The following is a 12,448-nucleotide window of genomic DNA, read 5'->3' as shown; positions in this document are numbered from 1 at the left end:
AGTGGAATATCAATCAACGATTAGCACCTCTAGTTAAATGAAAATTGTTTCTACATCGATTCTAGGATATATTAGTTTGAGATTAGTTTTCTCAGACTATCTTCATTATTTACTTATTTTACAAAGTCAAACTAAATAGATAAAAATTACTTACTTATTTAAGAGAGGTGAAGTCAATTGAAGGAAGATCGTACAACTCTCTTTCAAATCGATTTTAAATTAATCTTTATTTTACTACTAATTGCAACAGTAAGTGTAATTGCCATCACTGCTGCAGAACCAAGTTTACCTGGTAATCTACGTCATATAAATTTTGCTGCTCAACAAATTGAATGGTATATCATTGGGTTTATTGGAATAGCACTTATCATGATTATTGATTTTGATCGCTATAAAAGTATCATTTGGTATTTATATGGGATCGGAATGGTGTTATTAATTGGTTTAGCGTTACATGTACCTGGTGCACAACAAATTAAAGGGTGTTGGGGATGGTATAAACTCCCAGGCATAGGAAACTTTCAGCCCTCAGAGTTAATGAAGATTTTTATGATACTTATCTTGGGAACAATCGTTTCTGATCATAATGATAAATATCCTGCTAAAGAAAAAAGAGACGATTTATTGCTTCTAGGGAAAATATTCGCTGTCTCACTACCACCACTTATCTTAATTGCAAAAGAACCAGATTTAGGGAATACAGGGGTTCTGTGTGCAATTATTGCGACAATTATTGTAGTTTCAGGAATTCGCTTACGTTATATTTTAAGTTTAGTATTCATTACACTTGGTTTAGGTGCTTTTTTAGTCTATTTATTTTTCTATCATAACGAATTTTTTATCACGCATATTTTACATTCATACCAACTTGATCGATTTTATGGTTGGTTAGCACCTTATGAGTATCCAACTCAAGGTTTCCAATTGACACAAGCCCTAATGGCTGCAGGTTCCGGATTATTATTCGGAAAAGGATACCATCAAGGTAATGCATATTTCCCTGAGCCACATACGGACTTTATTTTCACAGTAATTGGTGAGCAATTTGGGTTTATAGGTGCTAGTATCGTTATTTCTCTATTTTTCTTATTAATCTATCGCATGATTCATATTGCACTAGAAAGCAATGATCGATTTGGAAGTTACATTTGTGCTGGCGTTGTCGGTATGTTCGCATTCCAAGTATTTCAAAATATCGGAATGACAATTGGATTACTACCTATCACAGGTATAACATTACCTTTTGTAAGTTATGGTGGTAGTTCTCTTGCAACAAACTTACTAGCAGTCGGTTTTGTACTAAACGTACGATCAAGAACAAATAAATACATGTTTGACTAAAACTCTCATAAGTAGAGGTAAAAAAGTTTTGTAAAACGAGCCTTTAGAATTTTATCTAAGGCTCGTTTTTTTTAGGGTTTTATCTAAAGTATTGTTGCTCTATAAAGATTTTGTTATTGGAAACTGTGACATAAATAAGTTGATTGGAGCAGAAGGTGCGAGACTCCTGTGGGAGCAGCGGGACAGGTGAGACCCCGCAGGAGCAATAGCGACGAGGAGGCTCACCGCCCCCCCAAGGAAAGCGAGTATTTCTTTCGCTCCAATCAACTAAGAGTACTTTTAAATAGCAACATAGTATATGAAAACAGAATTTTTTATAAAGCTTTTATATACATTCATATTTTCTATCCTGTAATAGATACTATATGATGATAAGATAATTTCACTGATTAAGGAATTAAAGGAAGTGTTCAAATGCAAACCTATCATATAATAGGAGATATCCATGGATGTTTTCAGGAATTTGTTAATTTGACAAAATTACTTGGTTTTGAATGGAAAAATCAGATTCCAATGCATCCCAATGGAGATCGATTAGTATTTGTAGGTGATTTAACAGATCGTGGAAAAAATTCATTAGCAGTTATTGATGTTGTATACGAACTTGTAATAAGAAAAAAGATTGCCTATTATGCTCCTGGTAATCATTGTAATAAACTTTACCGCTATTTTATCGGGAGAAATGTCCAGATTAAGCATGGTTTAGAAACAACAGTAGCAGAATTAGATGCTCTTTCTTCTAAACAATATAATCATTATAAAGAAAAGTTTATAAAACTTTATGAAGGTTCTCCTCTTTATCATATGTTAGATCAAAGAAAGCTTATTGTTTGTCATGCTGGAATTAAAGAAGAAATGATTGGTAAAACCTCAAATTCAGTAAAAACATTTGTATTGTATGGAGATATAACAGGTGAAGTTCTTCCAAATGGAATGCCAGTACGAAGAGACTGGGCAAAAGAATATACAGGGGAATCAATCATTGTGTACGGTCATACACCTATTTTAGAGCCTAGAGTGATAAACAAAACATACAATATTGATACAGGTGCAGTTTTTGGAGGACACTTAACTGCTCTCTCTTACCCCTCATTAACTTTTACGAAGGTAAAATCAAGTATGCCTTTTTTAGAAGAGAAGTTTACTCATTTTGAATAAACATGACTCCTCAAAAAAAAATTTATGTTACAAAAATAAAGGTAGATTACTTAGCGTAATCTACCTTTATTTGGAAGGATCCCTTTCCTTCCATTCTATATATGTATTTCTCCCATCCCCATGGTTGAAATAATACATTTTAAAAATAGACTATCTGACAAAATTTGTCAATAATCTTCATAAAATTTAAGCAAGTCAATTTATTCCCTTTACATTGAAAATTATATAACGAAAACGTTTTCTTGTAAAGGCTTTCAAAAAACTTTTTTTTATTTTTACCTACCTTTATAACACTTCAGAAAAATTTATTTTATCTGGTTTCAATTCTATATTAAAAAGGTCACTGTATTTTCACTTTAGATTAATCATACTAAAGTAAGAACAGTGACCTACTAAACTATTTTCTATTCAGGCATATGGATTGATTTCCATTCTGCTAAATCAGAAGGTAATCCTATCTCAAACAAATAATTTTTTTGATGAAATGGATGGTAAAATTGAATTGCATAACTATGAAGCGACTGTCTTTTTAACGTTTCAACTGATCCTCCGTATAAATCATCCCCAACTAACGAATGACCTATGAAAGATAAATGAACTCTAATTTGATGGGTACGACCTGTTTCAAGTTGTAATCTTAGAAATGAATACTTTTCATTGAAACTAATTACTTCAAAATGTGTTACCGCCTTCTGACCATCTTGCCGTACTTCCCGTTCAATCAAACTATCATCTTTCCTTCCAATCGGAGCATCAATGATTCCAGAGCTATCCTCTAATTGTCCATGCACAAACGCTAGATATTTCCTCTGTATATGTTCTAACCCATTCTTTGAAAATAAATGATGTACAAATCGATTTTTCGCAATCAGCATTAATCCAGATGTATCTTTATCCAGTCTGGTTACAATATGAACGGTTGATTGTAATCCAATTTGAAAAAAATAATAAAGTAAGCCATTTGCTATTGTCCCTTTTGGGTGTTCCCGCGAAGGGATACTTGGTATTCCAAAAGGTTTATTAATGACTAAAACAAAATCATCTTCATAGACAATGTCAAACGGAATGTATTCTACAACTAAATCTTCACTAAATATTTCACTAGGGAACTGTACTTTTACTATATCATTTGTATTTAAAACAGTTCGAACAGTTTTTTCTTCTCCATTAACTAAAATCAAACCGCCTTTAAATTTGATATCAGTTAAAGCCTTTTTTGAAATATCATTTCTTTTCAAAAAGTCCCTCAATAATATCCCACTATCTGCTTCGGAGACTGTCCACTGAATGGTATAAGGTTTCAAGTACTCACCAACTTACTCTTTAATAAATGAATCTCTAACACGCTTCCAAAACGGAAATGATCTAAATCTTGCAAAACGTACTTTTTCATTTGCAACTCGGCACTGAATCGATTTAACATTCTCATGAACGATTGTTGTATGATCTAGTGTAATTTGAAAATTAGCATTACGTACTGGCTTTAGTAAACATGTATGATGTTTTGGCAGGACTAGTGGTGAACCTACCGTACGGAACACACGATTATTGATTGAAGCCATTTCAGCAATTTGGATCGCTTCTATAGAAGGATGGATTATTGCACCACCAAGAGCTTTATTATATGCAGTACTTCCTGATGGAGTAGACATACATAATCCATCTCCTCTGAAGGTTTCAAAATGCTGACCTTTTATCTCTAAATCAATTACTAATGTTCCTTCCAATCCTTTGATTGTACTTTCATTTAAAGCCAAATATTTCATTTCTTTTTGTCCATTTACATAGCGAACAATTACCTCTAACAGTGGATACTCTACAACTTGAAATGGCGTTTTAGCAATTGCAATGACAAGCTTTTCAATTTCACTTGGTAACCAATCAGCATAAAAGCCAAGATGTCCTGTATGAACACCTACGAATGCCACTTGATCCAAAATATGAGAGTAACTATGAAAAGCTTGCAGTAATGTGCCGTCTCCCCCAACTGAAACAACAATTTCTGGGTGCTCTTCATCATATTCAAAATCAAACCCATTTAAATAGGTTCTCATTTTCTCTGCAATGTCATTTGATTCCTGGTCTCCCTTTGACATAATAGCGAATTTCATCTTTTGCCCATCCTTATTGGTCATTTTTTTTGGAGAATATCGCTTGTGCTTCTTGGATTTCTCCCCTTATTAAAGACATTTCCTCATCAAGTAAAAAAGCTGCTTCTGCCGCTCTCTTCAAACGTTCATGAATGTTTTCAGGATATTGCCCTTTATATTTATAATTTAAAGAATGTTCGATTGTAGCCCAAAAATTCATTGCAAGTGTTCTAATTTGAATTTCCACAAGTACTTTTTTTTCACCAGATATCGTTTGAACTGGATATTCAACTACAACGTGGTACGAACGGTAGCCACTCTTTTTTTTATGAGCAATATAATCTCGTTCTTCGACTATTTTGAAGTCATTTCTTTCCCTTAAAAGTTCTACAACAATCTGAATATCTTCCTTGAATTGACACATCATACGAAGTCCAGCAATGTCCTGCACTTCGCTTTCTATATTAGATATTGGGATATTTTTACGTATTGCTTTCTTAATTATACTATGTACTGGTTTAACACGACCTGTTACAAACTCAACTGGAGAATGTTGGTTCGTTTCCTCATATTGTTTACGTATTCCTTTTAATTTTACTTTCAATTCATTTACAGCTTGATCATAAGGAGCTAGAAATTTTTCCAATTGTTCTATCATATGGTTCACCACCAATTACCTTTTTAAAAACACATCATTTACCTTTTCTACAAACTCTTGTCCATAGTTGAAATTCCCTTCTACATTTTCTAAAAATGTGGAAAGTTCGAATTGCCAATTCTCTAGCAGCATTTCTCCTTTTTCACAAGTCAAATATACTGGTAATTCCTTTATGTATGCATTATTGATTTCATTCCATAATGAACTAGGAATCGAAATATATACAAAATCTTCCTTTTCTTCTATTATATACAATAATGATGCATTGTCCGAATCTGCAATTAAAGTTCCTATTTCAACAGCTTGTGATAAATCTACATCATTTGATTTTATTTTAAGATTTAGTCTTGATTCTTCAAGAACTACTTCATGAACTAATTCTATTTTTCGCATATTATAGTTTGCCTCCGATAATACTAAGTTGTTTCATACTTATTAGCTTTTTTCGTAAATATTGCTATTTAAAAAGTAGTGTGGTGTCTCAGCTCCAGGATGCTCGCTTTCCGTGGGGCGGGCGGTGAGCCTCCTCGTCGCTATCGCTCCTGCGGGGTCTCACCTGACCCGCTGCTACCACAGGAGTCTCGCACCTTCAGCTCCAACTAACTTCAGCTTTATTAGAAGTTTGCTTTAACAAACTCTTAAAAAACAACAATCTTTTAGAAAAGAGCCACTTGTTTTAATCTATCCTATTGTATCATAAAGTTAAACGATAATCAGAGATGAAATTCCTCAATATTTAATGATATTCATCAAACACAATGTATTCAAAAACAATCCCGCTTAACCAAAAAGGAGATCAATATTATGTCACGAGAAATTGAAATTGAATTTAAAAATCTACTTACTAAACAAGAATTTGACCTACTAAAAGAAAAATTCGCTATTAAATCTGATTTATTTAAAAAACAAATTAATTATTATTTTGACTCACCAACATTCGATATCAAAAGATTAGGTGGAGCTTTAAGAATTAGAGAAAAAAATAATTCCTATACATTAACATTGAAATTAAAACAATCAGTTGGTCATTTAGAAATACATCAAACATTAACAGAAGAACCTGCAAAAAATATGCTAAATTCAAATGCTATACCAACAGGTGAAGTGAAGAGTTATTTGGAAGAAAATGGAGTGTCATGTCAAAAGTTGTGCTTATTTGGTGAACTTGCTACAAACCGTGCAGAACTTCTATACCAAGAAGGGTTACTTGTTTTAGACCATAGTACTTATTTTCATATAGATGATTATGAAATAGAATATGAAGTAACTGATGAAAAAATTGGATCAGAGGTTTTTTCTAATCTATTAAACCAATTACAGATCCCAATTCGTGAAACTCCAAATAAAATTAAACGTTTTTTCACTGTTAAACAACAGCTAGTAGGAGAGAAAATAGAATGAACACTGAAACGATTCAAAAATTTATTCAGCTTCAAGCCTTATCAAATCTTAGTGCTTCATCATCTAATCAAACAAGCAACAATGATACAAGCTCTATTTTCAATGCAATGTTTAATGATGAGCTTCAATCATTGTTATCAAAAGATCAAACCGATCAAAACTCAAATAACATCATTAATGTTCAGCAACCGGCCTTATCTTATGGAAATCCATTTTTAACTAATGATCCAACAATGGATATCAGTAATACATACCCTGTAGGAAAAACAGAGCTTTCTCCAAATAAAAATATAAGTGGTAAAGTAACCCAATATGATGACATTATCCAAGAGATGTCACAAAAATATGATGTGGATGCTAATTTGATTAAAGCAATTATTCAGCATGAATCAAACTTTAATCCAAATGCAGTAAGTCATGCTGGTGCAAAAGGTCTTATGCAATTAATGCCCGTAAATTTAAAAGAATATAGTGTCTCAAATCCTTTTGATCCAAAACAGAACATCGAAGCTGGTACTCGCGAAATTAAGCGTTATTTAACAATGTATGATAATAATTTACCATTATCGCTGGCAGCTTATAATGCAGGAATGGGAAACGTTCGTAAATATGGCGGAATTCCACCATTTAAAGAAACACAAGATTACGTTAAAAAGGTGTCTCAAACTTATTTAGAAGCTTAAAAACAAATTCCATTATATAGCTAACTTATTAGTGCAATGCTAATTGGTTAGCTATTTTTTTATGATGAACTCAATTTTTGATATTTGCAAGAAAACATCCATTTTATGGACTAACATCCTCTTCGCCCCTTCCTCTCTGCGAAATCTCGGAGCCTTTTTTCTTAAAGAGTGTCGGTTCAAACAATCTAAAAAAACACATTAAATAGTTCAGAGCCTCATTTTTATACGATCGAATTTCTTAACTGAGACTAATTACTTAGATATAGACTCATTTCTAAACGATTGTCTTTTTTTGGAGATTTGATATTGATAATAAGTTGATTGGAACGGAAGGGTGCTCGACTCCTGTGGGAGATGCGGGAAGGCTGAGACCCCACAGGAGCGTTAGCGACGAGGAGGCTCTGCTCACGCCCCTAGGAAAGTGAGCATCCTGGAGTGGAAATCAACTTACACATACTGAAAAAGCAACAATATTTTCAATAAAAGCTTAGATGAAAAATTTTGATTATTAAAAAATACTCATACTGTAATGCATGTCATTTGATATATTTGTTTCACATTGCTACAATATTTTTAGATAAAGCGAGAGTATATATTGGTAAGCATTATTTCAAATAATGCTAAAAAAATCAGAAATTAGCTTTATTAAGGGTGAAAAGAATGCATGACAACTATTGTAACAATGAATCTAATCCATCAAAAGAAACCTGTTGCACTAAGAAACCAATCGAACTCTATGTTTTTATAGATCCTCTTTGTAGAAATTGTTGGGATTTTAGTGCATCTTTTAAAAAGTTCATCTTAGAATACGGTCATTACTTTTCCGCTACCTTTATTCCAGTTAGCGGATATTATACAACAAAAAAACTACTAGAAAAAAATTTTAATTCACTTTCATTTGTATGGGAAAAAACTGCTAGACGTTCTGATATTCTATGTGATCAAGATATTTGGCTTGATAATAAAGAGCTTTATCCTTATTATTCTGCCATTGCAATTAAGGCAGCTGAACTTCAAGGGCGACATGCTGGCCTTAATTATTTAAAGAAGCTCCAAGAATATTATTTTTTAATGAATAAAGATATTACTGAAAAAGAAGTGCTAATCGAATGTGCCAAGGAAATTAATATTGATGTGAAAGAATTTATTGATGATTTAAACGGACCTCTATCAATCAAAGCCTTTCAATGTGATTTAAAAATTACAAAAGAAATGCTTATTACCGAAATTCCAAGTGTAGTATTTTTTAGTGAAAATATTGAAGAAGAAGGCTTAAAAATTAATGGATTTGAAAGTTATCAAACTTATGTAAAAATCCTTCAATTAATGAGTAAAGAAAAATTAACTAAACGAAATTTACCAGATTTACTTGATTATATTAAGGTGAATCCTTTCGTTACAGTGAATGAGCTTTGTGATGTGTATGAGCAATCAATACAACAAATTGAATTATATCTAAAGAAAATGATGTTATTAAGAAAAGTTAAAAAGGTTATCCAGAACGACACTGAATTTTACCAATATATACATTGAAATAAAAAAGGACTCAGCTTACGCCGAGTCCTTTTTTTCGATGTCAATTAAGACATCATAGGGGATGGGAGAAATTTTCACGTTCAAACAAAGGGGTATTTGTGTTTGTGAATTAGTTCACACCCATATAATACATCGTTTCGATTTATTTTGCAACCCTTTGAACAGTATTTCACAATTTAGACACATTTTCGCTTAATTTGATACAATCAAAAGTATCATTTTTGTTCCTCTATAAAGGAACTAATTAGAATAATAACTCTTCAAGTTCATTTAACATTTCTTCAAACACTTTTAATGCTTCTACAATTGGTTGAGAAGATGTCATATCAACTCCAGCTTTTTTCAACACCTCAATTGGATAATCAGAGCTTCCTGATTTTAAATAGCCTAAGTAACGCTCAACAGCAGGCTCCCCTTCTTCTAATATTTGCTTAGAAAGAGCTGTAGCTGCACTAAATCCAGTTGCATATTGATAAACATAATAATTATAGTAAAAATGAGGAATTCGGCTCCATTCTAATCCGATTAACTCATCAATTACGATGTCTTCCCCAAAATACTTTTTGTTTAATTCATAATACGTTTTTGTTAATAAATCAGGCGTTAATGCTTCACCATTTTGTGCTAATTGATGAATAGTATGTTCAAACTCAGCAAACATCGTTTGACGGAAAACTGTACCTCTAAATCCTTCTAAATAATGATTTAAAAGATATAAACGTTGTTTTGGATCTTCTGTATTCTTTAACAGGTAATCATTTAAAATTGCCTCATTACAAGTTGAAGCTACCTCTGCAACGAAAATTGAGTAATCTCCATATACATAAGGCTGCGTTTTTCGAGTGTAATAACTATGCATTGAATGACCAAATTCATGAGCTAATGTAAACAAATTATTTACATTATTGTGCCAGTTCATTAAAATATAAGGATTTGTTCCATATGCTCCTGAAGAATATGCACCACTACGTTTTCCTTTATTTTCAACTACGTCAACCCATCGGTTTTCATAAGCCTCTTTTAAAACCTCAATATATTCTTCTCCAAGAGGCTTTAAAGCTTTTAACAGCGTTTCCTTTGCTTCATCATACGTTACTTCCATTTTCACTTCTTCTACAAGAGGAGTAAATAAATCATACATATGAAGTTCATCAAGCTTCAACGCTTTTTTGCGGATATTAATATATCTGTGAAGTAAATGTAAATGATCATTTACCGCTCCAACTAATTGATCATAAACTGACTCAGGGATATTGTTGTTACTTAGTGCGGCTTGTCTTGCACTTTCATATTTTCGAACTTTTGCATTAAAATTATCTCTTTTAACATTTCCACTTAGTGTACTAGCAAATGTATTTTTAAACGAATCGTATGTATTATATACTCCTTCAAACGCTTCTTTTCTTACACGACGGTCACTACTTTCTAGCAAGTGTATATATCCGCCATGTGTGATTTCAACATGCTCTCCATTTTCATCCTCAATTGTAGGAAATTTTATATCTGCATTATTTAACATGCCAAAAGTTGAACTAGAAGATGATAAAACTTCTGAAGCCTGTGCAAGAATTGCTTCTTCCTCCGCTGACAATACATGAGGTTTTTGTTTTAAGATTTCCTCTAATGAATGTTTGTAAAGTTGCAAGTCCTTATTTTCTTCTAAAAATGAATTTAGCTTTTCTTCCTCAATGGATAATAATTCCGGAATAAAATAAGATGTAACACTAGCAAATTCAGAGTATAAACTCTTTGCACGATCGTCATAAGCTTGATATGTAGAATTAGTTGTATCTTGGTCATAACGCATGTGAGAGTATGTATACAGTTTTCCCATTAATAATGAAATTTCATCGTTCTTCTTTAAAGATTCTACTAATGTTTCAGAAGACTGATTTAATTTCCCTTTATACTCTTTCATTGTAGGAATCAGTGATTGAATTTTTTTAAATTCCTCTTCCCACTTTTGATCCGTTTCATAAATATCTTCTAATCTCCAAGTTAACTGAGCATCTACCTCAGAACGATTCGGTAATTTTTTTACTGTTTTTTGCTCTGACATTTTAATTCCCCCTTAAAATTTTAACCTTTTATTAGGAAGTATGAACATAAGTACTCTTTTATACTATTCTGTCCATCTTTTGTATTTCCCTTCTTAAATTTATGATAAATTACCCAATAAAGTGAAACCTCCATCAGAGGGGGATTTCTTTTTTCCCACACTGATGGTTAGCCCGCCAAATCGGGCTTTTACGGGCAGTTATCCACCACCTATCTTCCTCGTTTCTCTTTGATTCTTGAGGTGAGTGTCTTACTGCCCGCGAATAGCGGGATAAAATTCCCTACTTTTTTTGGAATAGGATAAGATAGGCTATTTGGCAAATCTTTTCATCCTCTATAAATGCTTCCTCAAGAGAATTAGGATTAGAATTATCCACCATTTTCTTGATTTTACCATTTTTTTCTCTTCGTATGATTCCAAAATGCTCTAAAACAGTCAAATAACTATTTATTAGGTCACAAATTGTGACATGATTTATTACTTGTAAAACGTTTACTTTCCAACATCCGTTATCTATTTTATTTTGAACAAAACAAACCATATCATTAAAACAAATTTCTTCATTCCGATTTTTAGGATAAATAAATGTTAAATAAAGCATCCCTTGCCAAATGATGCAATGTTCATGTAATAGACAGTTTTCTTTTAAAGGTACTCCAATAAGTCCAGGCATATATGGAATGTAATTTTTATATAAAAGTTGTTTGAAAGGATAAAAATTCCCATTGATTAGTAAGTGCTGACTAAGACGGTATTTTCTTTTTAAATTACACCAACTCTCGATAAATTGTTTTTGAGAAAGTTGATGTTTTTTTCCTAAATCTATAAAGTTTGATGCTTTCAATGGAAGAATGGTTAACTGACCAATATATATTGTGGAAGAAAATGAAATTAAAGAGGATAATTGAATAAAAGATTTAATATGTGGATCATAAAAGAATAAACAGAAGCTACTTGTTTCGATCATGCAGTTTAGTGAAATCTCATTTAAACGAAAAATATTGTTTTTTTTTCGTAGCAAATGCCTAAGCCCAAGAATCCATAGAACTGGAATACCCTGATTTTTATAACCTATTGTCCTCTCTTTTAATTTTGCGTTTGGAATCTTTGAGCACTGATACTCTATACATAGGAAAATTTCATTGTGTGATAATAATATGTCTGTACGCTGATTTATTTCTGGAAAATACTTTTCTAGTTCTACGTTTTCATATTGTTTTTTTAACCATTTATAAATATCAATTTTCCCATGATTATGAACATCTGATTCCCCTTCCCTTCCTATACAGTGAATTAATGAACTATGAGCAAAATGAGGTCTTTTTCTTTCTCCAATTTTCAAAATAACCGATTCATTACAAATTGGACAGTAATATTGATTTTGTTTTTTCAACAAAATTAATTCTTCCTTTGATTTAGCATCAGCTAAATTGATTAATATTTTGTTTTTTGTACTTGCTACTAGCATTTTATCCCTCCCTTTCTATTTCTTTTCCTTCGACTAAGGTCTTGGATTATCCTA

11 protein-coding genes are annotated in these 12,448 nt (G+C 32.2%); 5 read left to right on the top strand and 6 right to left on the bottom strand.

All coding sequences use genetic code 11. The features are described from left to right. Nucleotides 1-177: 177 nt before the first annotated feature. Nucleotides 178-1,341: an FtsW/RodA/SpoVE family cell cycle protein gene (locus J5Y03_RS05335; protein ID WP_209403322.1), complete on the top strand. Its 1,164-nt coding sequence runs from the start codon at nt 178-180 to the stop codon at nt 1,339-1,341. 414 nt (nt 1,342-1,755) lie between these two features. Further along, nucleotides 1,756-2,499: a bis(5'-nucleosyl)-tetraphosphatase PrpE gene (gene prpE, locus J5Y03_RS05330; protein ID WP_209403320.1), complete on the top strand. Its 744-nt coding sequence runs from the start codon at nt 1,756-1,758 to the stop codon at nt 2,497-2,499. A 404-nt stretch (nt 2,500-2,903) separates the two neighbouring features. On the opposite strand, the gene J5Y03_RS05325 is transcribed toward prpE, so the two are convergent. Genes J5Y03_RS05325 through J5Y03_RS05310 form a run of 4 tightly spaced genes read right to left on the bottom strand, consistent with a single transcriptional unit; the run spans nt 2,904 to nt 5,640 of the window. Beyond that, nucleotides 2,904-3,803 (bottom strand): RluA family pseudouridine synthase, encoded by a 900-nt coding sequence (locus J5Y03_RS05325; protein WP_209403318.1) that lies wholly within the window; start codon nt 3,801-3,803, stop codon nt 2,904-2,906. A gap of 12 nt (nt 3,804-3,815) precedes the next feature. After that, a complete protein-coding gene (locus J5Y03_RS05320) occupies nt 3,816-4,610 on the bottom strand; it encodes an NAD kinase (RefSeq protein WP_245208770.1) in 795 nt (264 codons plus the stop codon). Between the two features lie 13 nt (nt 4,611-4,623). Then, the gene (locus J5Y03_RS05315) at nt 4,624-5,247 is read right to left on the bottom strand and encodes a GTP pyrophosphokinase (RefSeq protein ID WP_209403314.1); all 624 of its coding nucleotides are present in this window, start codon (nt 5,245-5,247) and stop codon (nt 4,624-4,626) included. A gap of 15 nt (nt 5,248-5,262) precedes the next feature. Continuing rightward, entirely contained in the window at nt 5,263-5,640 is a 378-nt protein-coding gene (locus J5Y03_RS05310; RefSeq protein WP_209403312.1) for a UPF0738 family protein, read from the bottom strand. 411 nt (nt 5,641-6,051) lie between these two features. Here J5Y03_RS05310 and J5Y03_RS05305 point away from each other — a divergent pair, with 411 nt between their 5' ends. The 3 genes from J5Y03_RS05305 to J5Y03_RS05295 all read left to right on the top strand — a co-directional run bounded on the left by J5Y03_RS05305 (nt 6,052) and on the right by J5Y03_RS05295 (nt 8,864). Continuing rightward, nucleotides 6,052-6,648 (top strand): CYTH domain-containing protein, encoded by a 597-nt coding sequence (locus J5Y03_RS05305; RefSeq protein WP_209403310.1) that lies wholly within the window; start codon nt 6,052-6,054, stop codon nt 6,646-6,648. Further along, the gene (locus tag J5Y03_RS05300) at nt 6,645-7,331 is read left to right on the top strand and encodes a lytic transglycosylase domain-containing protein (RefSeq protein WP_245208769.1); all 687 of its coding nucleotides are present in this window, start codon (nt 6,645-6,647) and stop codon (nt 7,329-7,331) included. The genes J5Y03_RS05305 and J5Y03_RS05300 overlap by 4 nt, the downstream gene beginning before the upstream one ends. 660 nt (nt 7,332-7,991) lie before the next feature. Then, on the top strand, nt 7,992-8,864 hold the full coding sequence (locus tag J5Y03_RS05295) for a DsbA family protein (protein ID WP_209403308.1): 873 nt from the start codon (nt 7,992-7,994) through the stop codon (nt 8,862-8,864). Nucleotides 8,865-9,111: 247 nt separating this feature from the next. Here the strand turns inward: J5Y03_RS05295 and pepF are convergent, their stop codons facing one another. Both pepF and J5Y03_RS05285 read right to left on the bottom strand, forming a co-directional pair. Continuing rightward, nucleotides 9,112-10,926, bottom strand: coding sequence for an oligoendopeptidase F (gene pepF, locus J5Y03_RS05290; protein ID WP_209403307.1), 1,815 nt, complete (start codon nt 10,924-10,926; stop codon nt 9,112-9,114). A gap of 280 nt (nt 10,927-11,206) precedes the next feature. Beyond that, nucleotides 11,207-12,394 carry a competence protein CoiA gene (locus tag J5Y03_RS05285; RefSeq protein ID WP_209403305.1) on the bottom strand — a complete coding sequence of 396 codons (1,188 nt, stop codon included), beginning with the start codon at nt 12,392-12,394 and terminating at the stop codon, nt 11,207-11,209. Between the last annotated feature and the right edge of the window lie 54 nt (nt 12,395-12,448).

It is taken from the genome of Gottfriedia endophytica (genome assembly GCF_017814275.1).
In the GTDB taxonomy this organism is placed as follows: Bacteria; Bacillota; Bacilli; order Bacillales; family Bacillaceae_G; genus Gottfriedia; species Gottfriedia endophytica.
Note: the sequence above shows the minus strand (reverse complement) of the source record. Positions and strands in the feature narration are given on the sequence as shown.

What these genes read in the sequence shown, in the direction of transcription:
- prpE (WP_209403320.1), top strand. Translation starts at nt 1,756, where the DNA reads ATGCAAACCTATCATATAATAGGAGATATCCATGGATGTTTTCAGGAA.
- J5Y03_RS05320 (WP_245208770.1), bottom strand. Translation starts at nt 4,610, where the DNA reads ATGAAATTCGCTATTATGTCAAAGGGAGACCAGGAATCAAATGACATT.
- J5Y03_RS05315 (WP_209403314.1), bottom strand. Translation starts at nt 5,247, where the DNA reads ATGATAGAACAATTGGAAAAATTTCTAGCTCCTTATGATCAAGCTGTA.
- J5Y03_RS05310 (WP_209403312.1), bottom strand. Translation starts at nt 5,640, where the DNA reads ATGCGAAAAATAGAATTAGTTCATGAAGTAGTTCTTGAAGAATCAAGA.
- J5Y03_RS05305 (WP_209403310.1), top strand. Translation starts at nt 6,052, where the DNA reads ATGTCACGAGAAATTGAAATTGAATTTAAAAATCTACTTACTAAACAA.
- J5Y03_RS05300 (WP_245208769.1), top strand. Translation starts at nt 6,645, where the DNA reads ATGAACACTGAAACGATTCAAAAATTTATTCAGCTTCAAGCCTTATCA.
- J5Y03_RS05295 (WP_209403308.1), top strand. Translation starts at nt 7,992, where the DNA reads ATGCATGACAACTATTGTAACAATGAATCTAATCCATCAAAAGAAACC.
- pepF (WP_209403307.1), bottom strand. Translation starts at nt 10,926, where the DNA reads ATGTCAGAGCAAAAAACAGTAAAAAAATTACCGAATCGTTCTGAGGTA.
- J5Y03_RS05285 (WP_209403305.1), bottom strand. Translation starts at nt 12,394, where the DNA reads ATGCTAGTAGCAAGTACAAAAAACAAAATATTAATCAATTTAGCTGAT.